The organism is Paenibacillus sp. J22R98 (assembly GCF_059383835.1).
In genome coordinates this window covers 320629-341161 of record NZ_JBXENW010000009.1, presented here as the reverse complement: position 1 = coordinate 341161, position 20533 = coordinate 320629, and the positions used below count along the sequence as shown (strand labels likewise).

The 20533-nt window shown below is 52.7% G+C and carries 16 protein-coding genes and 1 riboswitch; of the genes, 12 read left to right on the top strand and 4 right to left on the bottom strand.

The annotated features are described in order from the left end of the window. Positions 1 to 39 precede the first annotated feature (39 nt). Both AC50Y3_RS23955 and AC50Y3_RS23950 read right to left on the bottom strand, forming a co-directional pair. On the bottom strand, positions 40 to 1845 hold the full coding sequence (locus AC50Y3_RS23955; protein ID WP_494821232.1) for a sensor histidine kinase: 1806 nt from the start codon (positions 1843 to 1845) through the stop codon (positions 40 to 42). Beyond that, the gene (locus AC50Y3_RS23950) at positions 1842 to 2549 is read right to left on the bottom strand and encodes a response regulator transcription factor (protein WP_494821231.1); all 708 of its coding nucleotides are present in this window, start codon (positions 2547 to 2549) and stop codon (positions 1842 to 1844) included. Before AC50Y3_RS23950 ends, AC50Y3_RS23955 begins: the two co-directional genes overlap by 4 nt. A 178-nt stretch (positions 2550 to 2727) precedes the next feature. Between AC50Y3_RS23950 and AC50Y3_RS23945 the strand changes: the two genes are divergently transcribed. The 9 genes from AC50Y3_RS23945 to AC50Y3_RS23905 all read left to right on the top strand — a co-directional run bounded on the left by AC50Y3_RS23945 (position 2728) and on the right by AC50Y3_RS23905 (position 13762). Next, positions 2728 to 3600, top strand: coding sequence for a carbohydrate ABC transporter permease (locus AC50Y3_RS23945; RefSeq protein WP_494821230.1), 873 nt, complete (start codon positions 2728 to 2730; stop codon positions 3598 to 3600). Then, a complete protein-coding gene (locus tag AC50Y3_RS23940; RefSeq protein ID WP_494821229.1) occupies positions 3597 to 4490 on the top strand; it encodes a carbohydrate ABC transporter permease in 894 nt (297 codons plus the stop codon). The genes AC50Y3_RS23945 and AC50Y3_RS23940 overlap by 4 nt, the downstream gene beginning before the upstream one ends. 42 nt (positions 4491 to 4532) lie before the next feature. Continuing rightward, positions 4533 to 5669: an efflux RND transporter periplasmic adaptor subunit gene (locus AC50Y3_RS23935; protein WP_494821228.1), complete on the top strand. Its 1137-nt coding sequence runs from the start codon at positions 4533 to 4535 to the stop codon at positions 5667 to 5669. 27 nt (positions 5670 to 5696) lie between these two features. After that, complete coding sequence (locus tag AC50Y3_RS23930; RefSeq protein WP_494821227.1) at positions 5697 to 7109, top strand: ABC transporter substrate-binding protein; 1413 nt, start codon at positions 5697 to 5699, stop codon at positions 7107 to 7109. A gap of 1487 nt (positions 7110 to 8596) precedes the next feature. After that, a complete protein-coding gene (locus AC50Y3_RS23925; RefSeq protein ID WP_494821226.1) occupies positions 8597 to 10033 on the top strand; it encodes an S-layer homology domain-containing protein in 1437 nt (478 codons plus the stop codon). Positions 10034 to 10075: 42 nt separating this feature from the next. Next, a complete protein-coding gene (gene corA, locus AC50Y3_RS23920; RefSeq protein WP_494821225.1) occupies positions 10076 to 11026 on the top strand; it encodes a magnesium/cobalt transporter CorA in 951 nt (316 codons plus the stop codon). 60 nt (positions 11027 to 11086) lie between these two features. Continuing rightward, a complete protein-coding gene (locus AC50Y3_RS23915; protein ID WP_494821224.1) occupies positions 11087 to 11377 on the top strand; it encodes a small, acid-soluble spore protein, alpha/beta type in 291 nt (96 codons plus the stop codon). Between the two features lie 181 nt (positions 11378 to 11558). Next, entirely contained in the window at positions 11559 to 12242 is a 684-nt protein-coding gene (locus AC50Y3_RS23910; RefSeq protein ID WP_494821255.1) for a response regulator transcription factor, read from the top strand. Next, entirely contained in the window at positions 12239 to 13762 is a 1524-nt protein-coding gene (locus tag AC50Y3_RS23905; RefSeq protein WP_494821223.1) for a sensor histidine kinase, read from the top strand. The genes AC50Y3_RS23910 and AC50Y3_RS23905 overlap by 4 nt, the downstream gene beginning before the upstream one ends. A 27-nt stretch (positions 13763 to 13789) precedes the next feature. On the opposite strand, the gene AC50Y3_RS23900 is transcribed toward AC50Y3_RS23905, so the two are convergent. Further along, the gene (locus tag AC50Y3_RS23900; protein WP_494821222.1) at positions 13790 to 14419 is read right to left on the bottom strand and encodes a cyclodeaminase/cyclohydrolase family protein; all 630 of its coding nucleotides are present in this window, start codon (positions 14417 to 14419) and stop codon (positions 13790 to 13792) included. Continuing rightward, positions 14416 to 15288 (bottom strand): bifunctional 5,10-methylenetetrahydrofolate dehydrogenase/5,10-methenyltetrahydrofolate cyclohydrolase, encoded by an 873-nt coding sequence (locus AC50Y3_RS23895; protein ID WP_494821221.1) that lies wholly within the window; start codon positions 15286 to 15288, stop codon positions 14416 to 14418. Before AC50Y3_RS23895 ends, AC50Y3_RS23900 begins: the two co-directional genes overlap by 4 nt. A gap of 95 nt (positions 15289 to 15383) precedes the next feature. Next, a riboswitch (ZMP/ZTP riboswitch) is annotated at positions 15384 to 15469 on the bottom strand. A 96-nt stretch (positions 15470 to 15565) separates the two neighbouring features. Here AC50Y3_RS23895 and AC50Y3_RS23890 point away from each other — a divergent pair. The 3 genes from AC50Y3_RS23890 (at position 15566) to AC50Y3_RS23880 (ending at position 20515) form a co-directional block, all read left to right on the top strand. Next, complete coding sequence (locus AC50Y3_RS23890) at positions 15566 to 17449, top strand: cache domain-containing sensor histidine kinase (RefSeq protein WP_494821220.1); 1884 nt, start codon at positions 15566 to 15568, stop codon at positions 17447 to 17449. Further along, positions 17424 to 19079 carry a response regulator gene (locus AC50Y3_RS23885; RefSeq protein ID WP_494821219.1) on the top strand — a complete coding sequence of 552 codons (1656 nt, stop codon included), beginning with the start codon at positions 17424 to 17426 and terminating at the stop codon, positions 19077 to 19079. The genes AC50Y3_RS23890 and AC50Y3_RS23885 overlap by 26 nt, the downstream gene beginning before the upstream one ends. A 98-nt stretch (positions 19080 to 19177) precedes the next feature. After that, positions 19178 to 20515: an ABC transporter substrate-binding protein gene (locus AC50Y3_RS23880; RefSeq protein WP_494821218.1), complete on the top strand. Its 1338-nt coding sequence runs from the start codon at positions 19178 to 19180 to the stop codon at positions 20513 to 20515. The last annotated feature ends 18 nt before the right edge of the window (positions 20516 to 20533 follow it).

The window sequence follows — 20533 nt, the reverse complement described above, 5'->3', positions numbered from 1 at the left end:
CCTCAGCAAAATCAACTGTGAATCGTTACTCTGGTCTTTCTAGGCCTCGCCTGTGTCATCCTCCGTCTTTGCCACGGTGAAGTAGAATTCCACGCCGCTGTCATGGTTGCGCACGCCGAACGTGCTGCCGTGCAGCAGCAAAATATGCTTCACGATGGCAAGCCCGATGCCGGTTCCGCCCAGCTCGCGGCTGCGCGAGTGATCGGTGCGGTAAAATTGCTCCCATATGCGCTTTAGCTCGGCTTCCGGTATCGCTTCGCCTTCATTCCAGAGCGAGAGCAGCCAGCGATCCGGCTCCTCGACAATTCGCAGCTCGATCGTACCGCCTTGCACGGTGTGGCGGATAGCGTTGCTCATGAGGTTTGCCAGCACCTGCTCCAGTCTGAACCGATCCCCGTAGGCCGGCAGCTCAGCCGGCTCCTCCGGCAGCAGCGCGTTCAACGCGATCGCCTTGCGTTCGAGCGGCTCCGCGTGTCGCTGAAGGAACGCATTCGCGCATGCTCGCAGTTCGAAGCTGCCGCTTACGAGCCGGTACTTACCGGATTCCAGCTGCGCCAAATCCAGCATATCGTTGACGAGACCGGACATCCGGCTGGTCTCGTCCATAATGACGCCGAGATACTGCTCGCGTTTCTCGGCGCCACCGATCCCATCGCGCAAGCCCTCAGCGTAACCGCTGATGAGGCTGATCGGCGTCTTGAGCTCGTGGGAAACACCTGCAACGAATTCGCGCCGCATTGCTTCCAGCTGCTTTTCCTTCTCGAACTCTTCCTTGAGCTGAACATTCGCTGCTTGGAGCTCACCGAGTGCATGCTGCAAATTATCCGAGAGAAAATCAAACGTCTGCGACAGGCTGCCGATCTCATCATTGCGTTTGATGCTGCTTTTCACTGAGAAATCCAGCTTCGAGAGTCGAAGCGCAACCTGATTCAGCTTGCGAAGGGGCTTCGTAATCATGCCGGAGTAGAGGAAGGACAGCAGCAGGATGAGCACGATGGCGAGCCCGTAGAAATACAGATAAAATTCTTTGATAACCGCCCCGGCATCGCTAACCGGCTGCAGCGAAGAGACCGCAAACAGCACTTGGCGAGCGCCGTCAACCGGTGGCAGTGCAGCTGCTGCAATGAGCTGGTTATTGCCGATGTTCATCGGGCCAAATCCTTGACTGCGATAAACGACGGTTTCGCCTCTGTCGAACACTTGGCTCACTTTGTCCGGATCTTGCAGCCATTGGACGACGCCAGTCATCAAATTGTCTACGTGCTCTTGCGAAACCGGATTTTGAATCATCCGCATCACGTCGCCGTTTAGCTGATCAATGCTAATAAATAATCGTCTTTGCTGCTGGCCGGCACCGATTGCAATCGCCTTGATGCCCTCGTCGTCAAACTCAAACTTTGCCGTCAACGCGAAGTAGCGGTTCTCGAAGGGGGAGAAATACAACGGCAATCCGGTCCCCCCGGAGGTCATTTCTCCCGAAATTCCTGCCGGTAACGGCATCCGGAAATCCCCAATGAACTTCTCGAAAGTCGCTCCATTACCGCCTTCGGCCGGGGCTGTCATTGACGTTGAATCTGACGCGGAGCCAGTCTCCGATTCAGGCCCCGGCACCGCTCTATTCGCCCCCGGATTGTCCGCGCCGGTTCCAGTGGGCGGCTTATCTCCCACCACGACATACTTGTCCCTCAGTTCCGTGAATTCACGCTTAATCGCCTTCATTTTCTGCCGCTCGTAATAGCTCTCGAAGAAGAAGAGCTGCAGCACCATAATGAGCGTGATGAACGCGATAAACACAATCGTCGTGACGGTAAACAGCTTAAACGCAACACTCCGCCCGCGCTTCATCGTTTCACCTTGAACTGATAGCCGTTGCCGCGCACGGTACAGATCAGCTCCGCCTTGCTGCCGAGCTTCTGCCGCAGACGCTTAATATGGGTGTCGACGGTGCGCGCATCGCCAAAATAATCGAAGCCCCATACATAATTAAGCAGCATATCCCGCGTGAGTACGATGTTACGGTTGCGATACATATATAGCAATAGATCGTATTCCTTCGGCGAGAGCGTAAGCTCTTCGCCATCAACCTTCACTTCGTGCGAAGCCTCTTTGATTGTCAGCCCATCCAGCGTAATCAGATCGGCATCGATCCCATCCCCGGCCCCCGATACAGAAGCCGCGGCTAAGAGTTCAGCCCGTTTCAGCAGCGCTTTGACCTTCGCGGTCAGTTCCTTCGGGCTGAACGGCTTCGTCATGTAATCATCCGCGCCAAGATCGTAGCCAAGAAGCTTGTCGTCTTCGGCTGACCGCGCCGTCAGCATCACAATCATCACATTCGACCGTTCTCGAATGGAGCGGCAGACGCTGTAGCCGTCCAGCTTCGGCATCATAATATCCAAGATGACGAGAGAGACCGGCTCCGCGGCGAACCGAAGCAGCGCTTCCTCGCCATTGGCTGCCTCGATAACCGTAATGTTTTCCCCATGCAAATAATCGACAATGAGCTGCCTCATAAGGGGCTCGTCCTCGACCAATAGTACATTTCCGCTCACAATACCGTTTCCTCCTTCATTGTCACACAGCTGTCACATCGCGCTTTTACAGTTACAAGTGTGAAGAAACGGTTCCCGCCGTTCTTTATCTTAAAACGAGCAGAAAAGGATCCCGAAATCGATTTTCTGCTCGCCTTAATCAATTGCATTCGCTCCCACTATCGTATAGGAGGTTGTTATGAAATTCAATCGCTTGCTGCAGCGAGACAGCAGCGCGGCGGTCGTGTTCCTCGCGCCGAGCCTGATCGGCTTCGGGCTATTCTTCCTGATTCCGTTCGCGGCAGGATGCTACTATTCGCTGGTAGACAGTCCGGTGAACGGCAGCTTCGTCGGCCTCTCCAATTATGCGGAGCTGCTGGAGAGCAGTTCGTTCCGCAAGGCGGCGTCCAATACCGCGTTATTCACGGCCGTGAGCGTTCCGCTGCTGATGGTGTTGTCGCTTCTATTGGCGCTGCTGCTCATGCGAGACGCGTATGCCCGAAACTGGCTGCGGACGTTCTATGTGATGCCGCTTGTCGTTCCGGTCGCGTCCATCGTCATGCTTTGGCAAATTCTGTTCGACAGTAACGGATTCCTGAATGCGTATTTGCACGATCATGGGCTGGCCACGAAGGACTGGATGGGCTCGGGAACTGCGAGAGCCGTTGTATTGCTGGTTTATCTGTGGAAGAACACGGGGTACAACATGGTACTTTACCTAGCTGGTTTGCAAAACATTCCCGAGGATTTCTACGAAGCCGCATCGGTGGAAGGCGCGGGACGGTGGTGGAAGCTGCGCAATATTACGCTTGTATACTTAACGCCGACGGCATTCTTCGTCTTCATCATGTCGGTCATCGGCTCGTTCAAAGTGTTCCGCGAGACGTATCTGATTGCAGGAGAATATCCGAATGACAGCATCTACATGCTGCAGCATTACATGAACAACATGTTCTTATCGCTGGATTACCAGAAGCTGACTTCGGCTGCTTACATGATGGCACTTGCGATCACGGTGTTTGTGGCGGTTATATTCCGGCTGGAGCGGGCGATGAGGAGGCGGATGGAATGAGGAAACAACCGCGTGTCCTCGCCAAAATTATACTAACGCTCGCACTCGCCCTGATAGCCGCATGCATGCTGTTCCCGCTTGTGTTTACGATCAGCAGCTCCTTCATGTCGGAGGATGAAATCACCGGCGTTTACGGCATTCTGCTGCCAAGCGCGGACAGCGAATCAGGCTCGTCGGGTTCGAAGGCGGATCAATTCGCTGTGCTCAAGCTGATTCCGGACCGGGTGACGATCGAGCAGTACAAGGAAGCTCTCTTCCGAAAGCCGCAGTTTCTGTCCATGTTCTGGAATGCGGTCGTGATGACTGTACCGATTATTGCGGGGCAGACCATCGTTGCGGCACTGGCGGCTTATGCGCTTGGCAAGCTGCAGTTCGCGGGACGGGACAAGCTGTTCTTCCTCTATCTCATTACGATGCTCATGCCGTTTCAAGTGACGCTCGTGCCGAATTATATCGTTGCAGACCGGCTTGGGTTGCTGGGAAGCTTTGGCGCTATTATTTGGCCCGGTATATTCGCGGCGTTTGGCGTATTTCTGCTCAGGCAATTTATGCTGCAAATTCCGACCGCTTATGTGGAAGCAGGCAAAATGGACGGTGCGGGCCATGCGCAGCTGTTCTTCCGCATCGTGCTGCCGATGTGCAGACCCGGGCTTGCGGCGCTGGTTATTCTGCTCTTCATCGACAATTGGAACATGGTCGAGCAGCCGCTCATTATGCTGACCGATGCGGTTAAACAGCCGCTTTCGGTGTATCTGTCCCGGGTTCGGGAGGGGGAGCAGGGCATTGCGTTTGCCGCTTCCACGCTCTATATGGCGCCTATGCTGTTTATTTTTCTCTATGGCGAGAACGATCTGATTGCCGGTATCCAGCTCTCCGGGCTGAAGGGCTAACGGCACGATTATTCATAATACAAACTTGTAGGAGTGAAGAGGATGTCCACGATGCTGGACGATAACCGTTTGAAGCAGCGCAAAAGGCTGATGGGAATCGTGCTGCTTCTCTTCTTCGGCGGACTGGCCCTGCTTACGTTCTTCTCCAATACGATTGCCGGGCTTGCGCTGCCGAAGGTGGCCGTGATCGAGCCGACTTTCGGTCAACTGGAACGTACCATATCCGGCGAAGGTGAGCTGGAAGCGGAGAAGAGCGAGGAGCTCTTCGCCGAGGGCGACGGCAATGTGACCGAGATTCTTGTTGAAGAAGGAGATGCCGTGAAGAAAGGACAGCGGCTGATTGCTTACGATACGACGGAGGCCAAGCGCAATCTGGAGGATGAAGAAACGCGGTATGCCCAGGCGAGGCTGCGCATGGAGAAACAGAAAGAGCAGATCATCGACGCGCTGCGGCAAGACAATGAAGCAGGGGTTCGCGATCTGAAGCGTGACCTGCAAATTGCGGAATATGATCTGGACATCCAGCGGCGCAAGCTGGAAACAATGCGTGATTCGCTAAAGAAAGCAGGTGACGTTCTGGCGCCGTTCAGCGGGATCATTACGAAGCTGCAGGCAACGGAAGGGCTGCCTTCATCGCGGGGACAGGCTGTCGCGGTTCTTGCTGATGTGAGCAGCGGGCTGTTATTTAAGTTCACGGACGCTGCCGACGATGCCGATAAGCTGCGGATTGGGGAAACGGTGTCCTTATCCGCCTATATCGGTGAGAAGCGGAGCGTGGTGAAAGGGACGGTTGAGGCTGTTGAAGACGTCGATAGCGGCAGTTCACCCGGCAGCGCAAGCGACTCGGAGGAACGTAAAGAGATCACGATTAAGCTTACCGGGCAGGAGCTGCAGCTGGGCACGCAAGTGAAGCTATCGGTGAAGAAGACCGGCCGGATTGGCGGTATAATCCTTGCGACCGATACGGTGCAGCGAGGAAGCGACGGTTATTTTGTATGGATCGTGAAGGAGAAGAAAGGGCCGCTTGGGAGTGTGTACACGGCGGAGAAAGCTGCGGTCACCATCGGGGACTCGGATGAAACGAATACCGAGATTACGGACGGCTTGGGGCCGGAGGAGCAAGTCGTAGAAGAAACGAGCGAGCCGCTTAATGAGGGCCAGCGCGTTCGCGTGCACTAATACTATTAATCTTTAGGAGTGTTAACAATGAGGTCGACGAAGAAGCTAAGAACGATCCAAACCGGCTGTGTCAGTCTCTTAATGGTGACGGCACTTGCAGCGTGTTCGAGCGGCGACAGCGGGAATGGCGAGACGAATCAGCCTACCGCTGCCAAAACCAAAGATGGCAAGACCATCGTAAAGGTGTCTGTCCTGGAGAATGACCGATTTCTCCAAACGGCGGAGAAGCAGTTTGAGAAGGCGCACCCGGATATCGATATCCAGGTGAACGCGTTGGTCGCCACACCGGATACGGGTGGAATGGTCACGAAGAAGATGGGGGCAGAGGAGGATTCGGCGGATAAGGAGAAATTCGTTAGCACCATTAATACGGAGCTTATGTCAGGCAAAGGCGCAGACCTTATCGCGGTACAGGATCTGCCTTTCAACAAATATGCAGAGAAAGGGCTGCTCGCGGATCTGCGTCTACTGATGAAGGAAGATAAGGCGTATAACAGCCAGGATTATTATGAAGGGCTGATGGACGCGGTCACAATCGGCGGGAAGCAGGCTGCTTTACCGGTGAAATTTTCGCTCGATGTGATGTTGGGCAATGCGGGTGAGCTTACTGCGGCCGGCATAAAATTCGATGACAGCAAGTGGACATGGAAGGAGTTCATAGACATCGCCCATAAGCTTGCCAAAGATGAGGACGGCGACGGCAAGCCGGACCGCTACACTTTGTCAGGTATGCCGAAAGAGCAGCTGCTCAAGCTGATGGTAGAGTCGAGCTATGAACATTTTGTCGATGCGGCAGGGAAGAAGGCTGCGTTTGATACGGGGGATTTTGAAGCGCTGCTGGAGAATTTGAAAGGCTTGTATGAAGATGGTTTGGTTAGCGAGGGAAGACCGGGGCCGGGTCAACAAATGTTTGGCCACATGGATCTTATGATGCCCATGGACATGATCATGCTCCCGGAGATGATGTTCCAAGGGAAAGGCGACGTGTTCCAAACGCCTTCAGGCGGCGAAGCTAAGGGGATGACGTACGGAAGCGAGCTGATGCTTGGACTGAACGCGAAGTCAGGCGCGAAGCGGGAGGCGTGGGAATTCATGAAATACTTGCTCTCTGCTGAGATGCAGGGAACGCCGGGCATGATGGGTTTCTCGGTGCGTAAGGATATGACGGCTAAGCAGGTCGAAGAGTCGAAGAAAATGTTCGAGAGCGGTAATATCAAGCTTGCCGGCCCGGATGGCGAAATCACGCCTCCTGCGATTACGGATGAGGATATCAAGACAATTGTAAACACAATTCCTCGGATCAAGCGGTTCGTCGAGGTAGATGGTCCCCTTTTGACAATGGTGAAGGAAGAGGCAGAGGAATTCTTGGAAGGACGCCAATCCGCAGAGGATGCAGCCAAGAAGCTGCAGAACCGGGCAACGATTTATTTGAACGAGTAACTGGAATCGAGGATATACAGCTTCAGCGTCCATTGGGAAAACCGGCGGTTGCTGCTAGTCAAGGCGGTATGGAAGGTATGGAAGGCATGTAGGGGATGGCTGCTGGTGCAAAAAGCATGTGAGGCATGAAGGTATGGGGCACTAATAGGTGTACTAGGAAAGGGAGCTGAAGTGCTTCCTTTCTTGTGTGGAGGTGATACTAAATGAGAGGGATGGGGTAAATCCGTCGGCATGGAATCACTCCACTCACCCCTAGTATGCAAGGTGAGATCACAGTAACAGAGTAATTTGATTGAAACCCCCTTCCCCCCCTTATCGGAAGGAGGTTTTCTAGGGTTGGGACGATGATAAGCGAATTATCCGTTTCAGTGCCTTCAACTAGCTAGTTTTTTATGCTTCAAAGCGGCATATCCGCTTAAAGTGGGGGATATCGCCGGATGAGCTCAATTCGACCCCGAACCAGCACGATTAGCGGAATATCCGCTAAAGCTGCCTCCAACTAGCTAGTTTTAAGTTTTAAGTGGAATATCCGCTTAAAGTCGGGGGAAATCGCCGGATGAGCTCAATTCGACCTCGAACCAGCACGATTAGCGGAATATCCGCTAAAGCTGCCTCCAACTAGCTAGTTTTTATGCTTTAAGCGGCATATCCGCTTAAAGTCGGGGAAATCGCCGGATGAGCTCAATTCGACCTCCTAACTGGCTCGATAAGCGGAATATCCGCTAAAGCTGCCTCCAACTAGCTAGTTTTGATGCTTTAAGCGGCATATCCGCTTAAAGTCGGGGGAAATCGCCGGATGAGCTCATTTCGACTTTATAACTGGCTCGATAAGCGGAATATCCGCGTAGCTGCGAGTTGGGAAAATCAACTCTCAGCACCCCAAAGTTGGGGGAGTGCCTGCACCAAAGCCTGAGAGTCGGGAAATGCGACTCTCAGCGGCAGAACCGCGTAAAAAAGAAGCTGAGAGACGGAAAAACCGACTCTCAGCTCTCCAAAGTGCGGGAAAGTGCCTCCGACAGTGCCTGAGAGACGGAAAAGCCGACTCTCACCAAACGCGGGAAAACGCCCGCCCCGCCCACTGAGAGTCCCTAAATCAAACTCTCAGCAACAAAACCGCATGAAAAAGAAGCTGAGAGTCCCAAAATGGAACTCTCAGCATCCCCCAACGCGGGAAAGCGCCCGCCCCGCTCCCTGAGAGTTCAAAAATCGAACTCTCAGCATCAAATCTGCGCGAAAAAGCAGCTGAGAATCCCAAAATCGAACTCTCAGCACCTCCAAACACGGGAAAGCGCCCGCCCCGCCCACTTGAGAGTCCCACACCAGAACTCTCAGACGCCCCCTCCCAGTTTCGCAACTCTCCCTCGAAGGTTATAAATATAGTAAAAACGTCCAATATCCAAATAATTGTAAATGATAGACATATTTTGTGCTAAGCTAAAAAGATCGAAATTGATAGATTTGCGAGTAGCAGGGGGATCACGAGAAGCATGAGAACGAAGAAGTGGATCAAAGTCGCACTCATCGTCGCTGCCATCGGCATGACAGCAAATCAGCTGGGAACGGCGCCGAAACAAGCGAATGCAGCAGCAGCAGCAGTTACCGGGTCACCAAGCGAGTGGGCGAAGCAAGAAATCCAAGACGCGATTACGAGCGGACTCATCCCATATGGATTAACGAATAGCTATCGATTGGCACTGACGCGGCAGGAGTTTTGCGAAATGGCCGTTCAGCTCTATGAAGTGCTGACCGGCACGAAACCGGCGGACCCGAAGCAGAATCCGTTTCGGGATACGACCAACTCTCGCATTGGACAAGCCTATGAGCTGGGCATCATTAAAGGAACGAGCCCCAATACTTTCTCGCCTAAAGCAAATGTGACTCGCGAGCAGCTCGCGCTTATGCTCTATAACACGCTGGACAAAGCCGGCTTCCTAACGAAGCTCCAAGAGGGGAAAGAAACGCCGCCGAAATTCGCGGATGACAAGCAGCTCGCCCAGTGGTCGCGCGATGCGATCGGCATGCTGGCCGGCAACGGCATCATGAAAGGCAATGTGAGCGGCAATCAGCTGCGGTTTCAGCCGCGCGTGACGACGACGCGGGAGCAGGCAATCGTGCTGGTGTACCGGATTTTCTCGCGGTTCGGTACTTATTTTGTGAATGATGAGGAAGATCTGCTGGAGGCGGCCAAACAAGCGCTTCCCGTTGTCATTCGGAACGAGCAGATGGCGGAAATCGACGCACGGGCAAGGGCGGTGCTGGCGGAGATCATCCGACCGGGAATGACCGAATATGAACGCGAGCTCGCGATTCATGACTATATTTTGCAGCATACCGCTTATGATTATGAGAATTACGTGAACGATACCGTCCCGGCGGAATCGTACTCTGTGTATGGCGTGCTGATGAATGGCGTCGCCGTCTGCCAGGGCTATGCCGGTACGGCTGATCTGCTGCTTAGTATGGCGGGCATTGAATCCCACATCGTGATCGGTACAGCGAACGGCGGCAGCCATGCATGGAACAAAGTGAAGATTGACGGGGCGTATTACAATCTCGATGTGACGTGGGACGATCCTGTTCCGGATGTGGCGGGGAGATTGAACTATGGGTATTTTAATGTGACAGATGCAACGCTTCGCGAAGATCATGCATGGAAGGACACACTTCCGGAAGCTGCGGCGAATACGTTCAACTATTATGTGATGAACGGCCTCACCGTGAACAATCAAGCGGAGTTCGAAGCGAGAATTAGCACGGCAATCGAAGCGCGTGCAGCTTCCATTACCATTAAACGTACGTATAAGGATGAACAAGGGACAGGCGGCTGGGAAGCACTGCTGAAGAATTATAGTGAAATTATCGCATCCTATTCCTACACGATGGATAACAGCGGCGTTGTGAGCTTCAAGTTTAAGTATCGTTAATGCTACAATTAGGACAAAAATACGGACGGAGCCTCATGAACCATGATTCGAATTCTTGCCCTTACGAATGATCACCATATTAAGCGGTTGAACAAGCTGGAAGACTTGAACACCATCGCTCATCTAAAATGGTACTGGGTCGATTTCTGCGAACCGACAGGAGAAGAAGCGAAGCTGCTGGATGATTATTTTCATTTCCACCCGCTCGCGATCGAGGATTGCTTACTTTACTTACAGCGTCCCAAAATGGACCATTACGAGGATGTCCATTTCTTCGTGCTTCACGCGATTCACGAGCAGACGCTGGAGGCATCAGAAGTGGATCTGTTCATCGGTCCGAATTTCTTGGTAACCTACCATCAATTGCCGCTCCATGAGGTCGACCGTGCTTGGGAGAAAATCATCCGTAAACCGCATACGGAAGCGCATGGCAATCTGCATGCCGCCTATATGGTAATCGATGAGCTGGTGGATCAATATTTTCCGGCGCTGCAGGCAATCGAGGATCAGCTGCTGGAATTTGAAACGGACGAATCCGATGGATTTCGGACGGACCTCAGCCATGTGTTCAAAATTCGAAACAAGCTGCTGCGGCTGCGCAAAACAATTGTCCCTATGCGGGACCTGCTGTATCGTATCCTGAATAGCCAGAAGATCGAGGCTTTAAAGCATTATCATATGTTCTTCACCGATATCTACGATCATCTGCTGAAGCTGTCGGAGATGGTCGATTCGAATCGCGATATGACCTCGGATCTCCGGGACCACTATATGTCGCTCAACGCCAATCGAATGAACGCCATTATGAAAACATTGACGGTCATTACGGTGATCTTCATGCCGCTGACTTTTATTGCCGGCATTTATGGCATGAATTTCTCCAATATGCCGGAGCTCGGATGGCATGCGGGTTATTATATGGTGCTTGCGTTTATGGTGCTGCTGGGCATCGGCATGTTTGCATGGTTTAAGCTCAAGGGTTGGTTTGAATAGAGGCAGGAACCTTAGGGAACGGTAAGTTATACGACTCACCCCTAAGGAGGCGGCAGAAGAATGGCAAGAAGAAGTCGAAGAAAACATCTCGTACCGGGCGCTGATGCGCAAATGAGTGCATTTAAAGCGGAAGTGATGCGCCGGGAAGGATTTGTCGTAAATCCGAGCAGGCCGGATGATGTCAAATATGAAGTAGCCAAGTCGCTCGGCATTCCGCTGGAGCATGGATACAACGGCGAATTGTCGACGGAGTCAGCAGGTCAAATCGGCGGCCAGATCGGCGGCGCGATGGTCAAAGAGCTTGTGCGCATGGCGCAGGAGAAGCTGGCTCGCCAGCACTCGGAGCATTAATGAAGGCCATCAATTATATATGCGCTTAACTAAACCATCAGTAGGTTACTGGTGGTTTTTTGTTTGCACGCAGATCGGGAGGAGCAAGTTTTTCAGTATTTTTTCAGAAACGATTCATACTGTTTTCATCTTCGTCGGTTATGCTGGAGATAACATGCTGAGTGGGATGGGGGATTGGACGATGCCTGCCGCAATATTGGTGATCGAGGACGATTATTATATACAAGAGCTCATTGCTGAGTTTCTAAGGGCACAACAATATGAGGTTGATGTAGCGGGGGACGGATTGGAAGGCTGGGAGAAATTTCAGCAATCGTCGTATGACCTCGTTATATTAGATTTGATGCTGCCTTCCATGCACGGCTACGAGATATGCCGCCGCATTCGCGAGCGTTCCGATACGCCGGTTATCGTACTGACGGCACTGAGCGAGGAGAAGGATCAGCTGCGCGCGTTCGAGGAGGAAGCGGATGATTATGTGACGAAGCCGTTCTCTTTTCACGTGTTGATGAAGCGGGTAGAAGCGGTCCTTCGGCGCACGCGCAGCGGGCTGTCCGGAGAGCAGCTGTTCGATGGCAGGCTGCGTCTGGATGCCGATGCTTACAAAATCTACGTCGATGGTAAGCTTATTGATACGACGACGAAGGAATTCGATATCCTGCATACGCTCGTACATAACGCCGGACGGATTATGACACGCGACATGCTGCTGGACAAAGTATGGGGCTACGACTACTACGGCGATTCCCGTATCGTGGATGCTCATATTAAGAATATCCGCAAGAAGCTGGGGATCTCCGTCATTCGTACGGTAAAAGGGGTCGGCTACTCGCTGGAATCTGAGCTGGCGTTGGTGGAAGGATGATCCGGCGCAAGGGAATACGGTTTAAGATCTTCATGGTTACGGCGGCGCTGCTTGTCGTATCCGCTCTACTCATCTATTTGACCCTCTACTTCATGCTGCCGGGTTATTACAAGAACATCAAGCAATCCCGGCTTGAGAATGGAGTCAGTGAGCTGGTTAAGACGATCGATGGGAAAAGTGCCGAAACGGCAATTCCATTGATGGCTGAATTTGGACAGAGCCATAATGCAGCGATCATGATTCGCGATAAGGACGGGCAGGGTTATTATATCCCTCCGAATTTTCGCGGGATGAACAGCTGGCTGTCCAGAAATGCGAACTACTTGAATATGCGTAAGCAGATTGAAGCAGGCCGGGTGACGGATAGCCGAGACTTTAAAGGGCCTATCGGCGGCAATGACGGCAAGGGTCCGGTCCATATTCTTAGCGTAGAGAAGTCCATTCGGTTCGCCGAGAGCAATGATACGTACACGCTTTATGTAGACGCTCCGCTGCAACCGATTGGGGAAGCAGCAGAAGTGATCTTGTTGTTCTTGCCTTATATGCTGATCCCGATTCTATTGATAGCGGTCTGCGGTGCGCTCATCTATTCGCGATTAATCGCGCGCCCGCTTCTATCGCTTAATCAAGTGGCAAGGCGGCTCGCTAAGCTGGATTTCTCCGTAACGAAGCCTGCGCTGAACACGAAGGACGAGCTTGGTGAGCTGTCGTTTAGTCTCAGCAAATTGGCGGTCAATTTGCAGCTGACGATGGGTGAGCTGCAGGATGCGAATGCGCAGCTTAAGAGCGATATTGAGCAGGAACGTGAGCAGGAAGCGAAGCGACGGGAGTTCGTGGCGACGATTTCCCATGAGCTCAAGACACCGATTACGGCGGTCGGCGGTCAGTTGGAAGCGATGATCGCCAATGTAGGCTCCTATCGCGATCGGGACAGATATTTGCGCCAATCGTATACGATCATGCAGGATATGGATAAGCTTGTGCATGAAATCCTGGAGCTGTCGAAGCTGGAGAGCCGGGATTTTCGACCGCTGATGTGCAAGGTGGATCTGACGGAATTGGTGCGGGAATCGATGAACAATATGAGCTATTTAGCAGATGTCAAACATATGAAGCTGGAGGTCGAGCTTCCGGAGGAAGCGATGATCACCGCCGATGAACGGCTCATGTCGAAGGCGGTAGCGAACATCATTACGAATGCCGTTCAATATTCCGGCGATGCGGAGCGGGTTGTTATTCGATTATCGGAGGAAGAGCCTGCTGCCAATGAGCGACGCGATCATCGTTCGTGGTATAGGCTGGAAGTGCTGAATACCGGCGTGCAGGTGGAGGAATCGAAGCTGCCTCGATTGTTCGAGCCGTTCTACCGGGCGGAGCAGTCGCGCAGCCGCTCAACCGGCGGCAGCGGACTTGGTCTCTATATCGTTAGTAAAGTACTTGATGCTCACGGCGCGGAATATAGCATCGCCAATACGGCGGAAGGAGTTCGCTTCAGCGTAAGGGTGCAGAGAGCGGCGTGAAGCTATAAAGGGATAAGGAGCCGGACATTAGATTCTGTCGCGAACGACAGCTAATGTCCGGTTTTTGAGTTGTTCGATTTCAGCGATTAGAGCGGTGCGTTTCGCCGCATAATGAGCTGTAATTCCCTCATCCTTTAGTGAGGCTAGATTGATCTCCACCGTTAAGAGCGCAGATTGCGCAGCAGCTTCAAGGAGCAAAGCGCCGATACCGAGGTCAGAGATGACATGCGCATTCGTGCAGGAAGCGATGCTCAGCATCGACTGCAGCGCCGCTCTGCATACCTCCATCAGCCGAAGCGGAGCTTCAATGGCGGCAATGGTCGCATTATGCAGCGCCTCTTGGCGAACAGCCTTCTCAGACTCATTCTGTTTGGGCAGCTTCAGTGCATGCATATAACCGTCAAAAGCCGAAATGTCATCGGCGAGCAATGATTCGCACGCGATAGAAAGGCGCTGCATCTCGTTCAATGCAGCGTTAACTTGAAGCTGAGCATCGGCGTACTTCTCGCCTTGCGAGAGATGGGCGGCCATGGCGGTCATGGCCGTGCCGAGCGCTGCGGCAAGAGCGGCGGCACTTCCGCCGCCCGGTGTCGGGTCGGCACTAGCTGCCTTCTCTAAGAAACGACGAATAGAATCATCCCACGTAACAGTTGTCATCGCGACCTCACATCTCCCTTCTGCGACATTTGGATATCGATCGATTTCATCAGATTGCGAAATAAGATTGCGGTCGTCAACGTACCGACTCCCCCCGGAACCGGCGAGACAGCCGCCGCCACATTGATTAGATCCGAGGAGGCATCTCCGGTGATCGAGCCATCTGCCAGCTCGTTAATGCCCGCGTCGATGACGGTTAAGCCGGAATGTACCATTTCCTTCGTAATCGTATTCGGTTTGCCAACCGCTACGATGGCGATTTCCGCATGTTCCAGATGAGCGGACAGATCATGCGTTCTGGAATGGCATACGGTCACGGTAGCGTGCTCGCGCTGAAGGAGATGAAACAGCGGAAGTCCGACTGTCTGTCCTCTGCCTACTAAAGTCACGTTACGTCCTTCTAATTTGTAGCCGTAATGCTTGAGTAACCCGATGCAGGCTTGCGGCGTTGCGGGATATAGCCCTGTGTCATTGCCGGTGTAAACCGCCAGTTTATTGGAGGGAGTGACGCCGTCGATATCTTTGGCAGGGGCGATGCAGGCTTCCACTGCAGGTGCCGATAGATGCGCGGGTAATGGCAGCTCAAGCATGATGCCATAAACGTCTTCATCCTCATTAAGCGCGGTGATAACACGCTTCAATTCCTCTTCAGAGACATCATTCGCAAAAGTATGGAGCTGGAACGAGATGCCTAGCTTCTCGGCAATCTTTTGCTTGGAACGGGCATAGTAGGCGGAGGCAGGGTCACCCTCAACTAGTAGTGTCGCCAGAGACGGCTGTTTTCCATTCTTCTTCCATTCCTCTACGCGGGCCGTTATTTCCGCATACACGAGCTCCGCTGCTTCCTTTGCTTTCAGTACAATGGCCATTAGAGATCCTCTCCCTCACCTTGAATGTACGGTCGATCAGAAACGAAAAAAAGCATTCGCAGGCAAGCTAGTCCTCAGACATAGCCAGCCGCAAATACTTCTCCCCAGGCGAACGGTGAATTTCGATCCGCATGCTCCCTCGTGGTTCATTCCACTGATTTCGCCAGTTGCATGCAGCGTTATTTTCCTAGAGTGTAGCATGGGGAGGTGCCTTTGAACAGGGCTGTGCTATAATGTTGCTGGATCTTGGAAAAAAAGTGAAAGGGGCAAAGCGCTTGTGCTGACAAACTGGCTCTATCCCAATTGGCTGCGGAATCAAGTCATTCGCAACAAAATCATCGCTATTTATATTCCGCTAATCATTGTGCCGCTGCTTGTGCTGGGCTTTGCGTCCAATACCATCTATACGAATGCGATTGTAGACAAGACGATTAGCAATGTGAGCGACAACTCCTCGCTGATCATTACGCGCATGAACGGTATTCTCACGAATGCGGAAAGCTGCGCCAACATTTTGACCATCAACTTAAACCGGGTCATTCAAGACCACAACAAAGGGGAAATCGGCCGGGAGCGGTCGCTGCTGCTGTCGACACTGATTACCAATCAGCTTAGCTTTGCGCTGCTCGTCTTTCCTGACGTGGAGAGCGCTGCATTCATTGATACCTATGGCACGATCTACGGGACTTCCGCTGCGATCGAGAACGCAGGCGAGCCGCAGCCGGAGACCATTCTACAAACCGCGATGCTGAAGCGGATCGGTGAAACGACCGGTCAGAACATTTGGTTTCCGATGGACAAAAGAAACTTTCTTACACTCGGAGCGGACGAGCCGGTCCTTACGGTGGGCAAGAAAATCAACAACATCTATACCGGCCAGGAGCTTGGGCTGCTGGTGCTTAATGTGAAGGAACAGTCGCTCTCGGCGATTTACAATAAAATCGGTACGGACCAAAGCGGCAGCTATATGCTGACCGATCAAGCCGGCACCATCGTCTCCTCGACGGATAAGGAGCAGTTGCTGAAGCCCGTTGAAGACAAGGCGCTGCGGCAGTGGATCAATCAAACGAACAGCGGCTCGACAATTGATCGGTTCCAAGGGGACAAGCTGCTCGTGATCAGCTCGGAGATGCCCAAGTTTGGCTGGAAGCTGATTTCCATGGAGCCCTTTAATGCGTTGACGGCGGATAACCGCAAAATTACGGCGCTCATTATGACCATCGGCTTCTTCTGCTTCTTGTTCGCGCTGATGGGTGCCGGCATTCTTAATGGCCTCATTGCCAGGCCCATCGTGCTGCTGACCAAGTATATGAAGCTGGTGAAAGAAGGGAATCTGACCATCCAACTGCCGGTCAAATCGAATGACGAGCTTGGACTGCTCGCATCCGGCTTTAATACGATGCTTACTCGTATTAATCTGCTTCTCGATAACGTGAGATTCGAGCAGAAGAAGAAGCGGGAGTACGAGCTTGCCCTAATTCAATCCCAAATCAAGCCTCATTTCTTGTACAATACGCTCGACGTGATTTATACGCTCTCGGAGATTGGGCGGGTCAAGGATGTGCAGCGCACAACCAAATCGCTTGCCGACTATTACCGGATCGTCTTGAGCCAAGGCAAGGAGGCGATCCCTCTTCAGGATGAGCTGCAGGGGCTGCGCGACTATTTGGCCATTCAGCGGATTCGATACGCCGACGTGTTCGATTACCAAATCGATGTACAGCCGGAAGTGCTCTCTTGTACGGTATTAAAGCTTACGCTGCAGCCGCTCGTGGAGAATGCCATCTATCATGGGCTGAAGACAAAGGGAGAGTTCGGCCATCTCATCGTGACAGGCAGCATCGAAGGACAGGATTTGCTGCTCACCGTTAAGGACGACGGTGTCGGTATTCCGCAGCAGCGACTCGAAACACTGCTTCAGCCAAGCCCGGATATAACGAACACACTGCCTGTCGCAACGCTATCTGCTGCCGGCAATACCGGGAGTTCCTTCGGGATGCGCAGCGTGGACAGCCGAATTAAGCTGTATTTTGGAGAAGGGTACGGACTGACGCTCATCAGTGAGCCGGGCGCGGGAACGGAGATTCAAGTTCGGTTGCCAATGGAGCAGCATGAGGAGACAGGAGGCGGCAGGCATGTTGAATTTACTGATCGCGGATGATGAGTCCATATTTCGCGAGTATTTACGCACGGTGCTGGACTGGGAGCTATATGGCTACCGGATCATTGGAGAAGCGAAGAATGGGCTTGAAGCGCTCGAGATTGCACAGCAGACAACGCCGGATATTGCGCTTGTCGATATTACGATGCCATTCATGGACGGGCTGGAGCTGGCACAGCGGCTGAAAGAAGACTATCCCAGCATTAGCATTGTGCTGATCACGGGGCACAATGAATTTGACTATGCAAGGCGAGCATTGAAACTCGGTGTCGAAGACTACATCTTAAAACCATTCTCCAAGGATGAGCTGACGCTTACGCTGCTGAAGTTGCAGGAGCATCACCGCAAACAGAAGGAAGAGCAGTCGACGCATTTGAAAAATTTGCAGCTCATGAAGGAGAGCGTGCTGAATCGGCTGGTCAGCGGAGAATTAGCCGAGCATGAAGACGTGCTTCTGCAACAGCTCGGCTCCTATCAGCTGAAGCTGGATGCCAAGGCTTATGCCGTCGCTTGTATCGAAATCGATGAGATTGATCGCAAGTGGGGCGAGGTAAGCGAACGGCTGCTGTGGAAATATGCCGTGACCAATATTCTTGCCGAAGCGATGGAGGATTCCGGAGGGAAGCCTGTTATCTTCAATGGACCGGAAGGCCGCATCATCTGCCTATATGGCTTACCGCATGGCGTTTCAGCCACAGCCACAGCCACAGCCGCAGGCTCCTCGCAAGCCACGGCCGAGCTTCCGAAGCTGGAGCCGTTCGAGAAGCTGTGCATGCTGATCAAGCGCTACTTGAAATTAACGATTACAATCGGCGTCGGCCAAATCTACGACGGGATTAGCGGTATACGCTGCTCGTACGAAGAAGCGCTCACGGCGCTGCAGAACAAGTTTGTGCTCGGCAATGATCGCGTCATCGCCTTCGGGCAGCATATCTCCAAGGAAGGAACGGGCGTGCAATATCCGCCGGAGCTTGGCGATGAGCTCCAGTTGCTGCTGCGCGCGCAAGATGATGAGCGAATTGAGGCGAAGCTAAGCGAGCTATTCCGGCTCATCCGGGAGCAGAAGCTGTCGATCGACTATACGTATGTGATTTGCATGAGCCTCGTATCGGTTTGTCTCGGTTATGTCAGCGAAGCGGGTCAGCCAATAGAGGACTGCTTCGGTGAGCATTTCTTCCCGTATCACGAGATCCGAGAGCTAGCTTCCATAGACGAAGCGGAGCGGTGGATGAAGGAGCTGTTCACCAAGGCCGTTCACTATACGAGGCGCTATAAGAAGACACGATCATCCATTATTGCGCAAGCGGCCAAAGCTTTCATCGAAGAGCAGTATGGCGATCCCGAGCTTGGCGTAGAGAAGGTAGCCCAGCATGTGTTCATCAACGCCAGCTATCTGCGCGCCGTGTTTAAGAAAGAGAACGGGATGACCGTCACGGATTACATCACGCATGTCCGGATGAATAAAGCGAAGGAGCTGCTCGGAGCAGGCAACCGTAAGCTGTCGGATATCGCGGAGAGTATCGGATACAGCGATGGCAGCTATTTTAGCAAAAGCTTCAAGAAGTTCTTCGGCTGGTCGCCAAGCGAATACGAGAATCGGATAAAAGGGAACGAAACGATGCGCGGATAATACAAAACGCCATCGTTTTTTCCATTATCGGGGGAGAAACGGCATTTTATAATGAGAAACGTAAGGGAAGCGCACAGTAATAGGGGAGGGTATTAAAGATGAAAAAATGGACACTAATGCTTATTTCAGCTGTGATGGTAACAAGTTTGGCGGCATGCGGCTCGAATAACGACACAGAGAAGAACGCGAATACGGGCAGCAACAACAAGCCGGCCGAAGAAGGTACGAACGCTCCGGCAGAGAATACGGAGCCGGTGAAGCTGCGGATTTACGCGCAATATGCGGACGACGATACGAAGAAGCCTTACGATTATGCAGTCGCGGAGCTGAAGAAGGAAATGCCTAATATTGAGCTGGAGCTCGACGTGCAGGCGCAAGATGATGGACAGAAGCTCAAAACCTATGCGGCAACGGGCAATTTGCCGGATATCTTCCAAGCGGGTCTAGACATTATCAATACATTGAAGAAATCAGGCAACATTCTGGAGCTTGACCAATATGCCGACAAGTTCGGTTTCAAGGACAAAATGCAGCCGAGCGCTATGAATACGCTCGTCACGGAAGACGGCCATATCTACGCGTTCCCTTATGCAGGTAATGAGCTGGCGCTGATGTTCTACAACAAGGAGCTCTTCGAGAAAAACAACGTGAAGGTTCCTACTACCTACGATGAGCTGATGACGGCGGTTAAAGCGTTCAATGAGAAAGGTATCACGCCGCTCTCTCTATTCGCGAAAGAGAAATGGCCGACAGTAGCCCTGTTCGATATGTTCGCGACTCGCACGGAGCCGGCAGGCATTACGAAGCTGGACAAAGGCGAGGCGAAAGCAAGCGATCCGGCTTTCAAGCAAGCGGCGGAGCAAATCGTAACGCTGGTACGTGCAGGCCTGCTGCCGAAAGGCGCAACGAACCTCAACTACGACCAAGCGGCAGCGCTGTTCCATGAAGGGAAAGCAGCGATGTTCGTCAACGGCCAGTGGGAAATCGATGCTTCGACCAAGGCGCTTGGCGACAAGCTGGCTTACATGTACATCCCTGCAGCAGATGCAGCGGCATATGAAAGCGCGAAGCTGAACTTCAGCGGCGGCGGCGGTCCCGGCGGCTACGCAGTTAGCTCGGCAACGAAGGATCCTGAGCTTGCAGCGAAGGTAGCGGCGTTCATCGCAGAGAAGTATGCGGAGTACAAATACACCGAGCGCGGTACGCCGATCGTGGCAACGAAGGTCGATAAAGCGATCGTCAATAAATTCCCGCCAACGATGGAGCAGCTGGCCAAAGATATTCCAAGCATGAAAACAACCACGTTTGCATGGGGACTAAGCAATCCGAAGTTTAAAGCAGCCATTGAGGATGCATCGCAAAATCTAATGACGGGCAACTATACGGCAGAGCAGTTCGTGCAAGATGTAGACAGTGCAATTGAGGCATCCAAATAAGAAGTCGCAAGCAGCATG

Bases quoted from the DNA above. Each gene is read 5' to 3' on its own strand.
- AC50Y3_RS23955 (WP_494821232.1), bottom strand. From the start codon at position 1,845: ATGAAGCGCGGGCGGAGTGTTGCGTTTAAGCTGTTTACCGTCACGACG.
- AC50Y3_RS23945 (WP_494821230.1), top strand. From the start codon at position 2,728: ATGAAATTCAATCGCTTGCTGCAGCGAGACAGCAGCGCGGCGGTCGTG.
- AC50Y3_RS23940 (WP_494821229.1), top strand. From the start codon at position 3,597: ATGAGGAAACAACCGCGTGTCCTCGCCAAAATTATACTAACGCTCGCA.
- AC50Y3_RS23935 (WP_494821228.1), top strand. From the start codon at position 4,533: ATGTCCACGATGCTGGACGATAACCGTTTGAAGCAGCGCAAAAGGCTG.
- AC50Y3_RS23930 (WP_494821227.1), top strand. From the start codon at position 5,697: ATGAGGTCGACGAAGAAGCTAAGAACGATCCAAACCGGCTGTGTCAGT.
- AC50Y3_RS23925 (WP_494821226.1), top strand. From the start codon at position 8,597: ATGAGAACGAAGAAGTGGATCAAAGTCGCACTCATCGTCGCTGCCATC.
- corA (WP_494821225.1), top strand. From the start codon at position 10,076: ATGATTCGAATTCTTGCCCTTACGAATGATCACCATATTAAGCGGTTG.
- AC50Y3_RS23915 (WP_494821224.1), top strand. From the start codon at position 11,087: ATGGCAAGAAGAAGTCGAAGAAAACATCTCGTACCGGGCGCTGATGCG.
- AC50Y3_RS23910 (WP_494821255.1), top strand. From the start codon at position 11,559: ATGCCTGCCGCAATATTGGTGATCGAGGACGATTATTATATACAAGAG.
- AC50Y3_RS23905 (WP_494821223.1), top strand. From the start codon at position 12,239: ATGATCCGGCGCAAGGGAATACGGTTTAAGATCTTCATGGTTACGGCG.
- AC50Y3_RS23900 (WP_494821222.1), bottom strand. From the start codon at position 14,419: ATGACAACTGTTACGTGGGATGATTCTATTCGTCGTTTCTTAGAGAAG.
- AC50Y3_RS23895 (WP_494821221.1), bottom strand. From the start codon at position 15,288: ATGGCCATTGTACTGAAAGCAAAGGAAGCAGCGGAGCTCGTGTATGCG.
- AC50Y3_RS23885 (WP_494821219.1), top strand. From the start codon at position 17,424: ATGTTGAATTTACTGATCGCGGATGATGAGTCCATATTTCGCGAGTAT.
- AC50Y3_RS23880 (WP_494821218.1), top strand. From the start codon at position 19,178: ATGAAAAAATGGACACTAATGCTTATTTCAGCTGTGATGGTAACAAGT.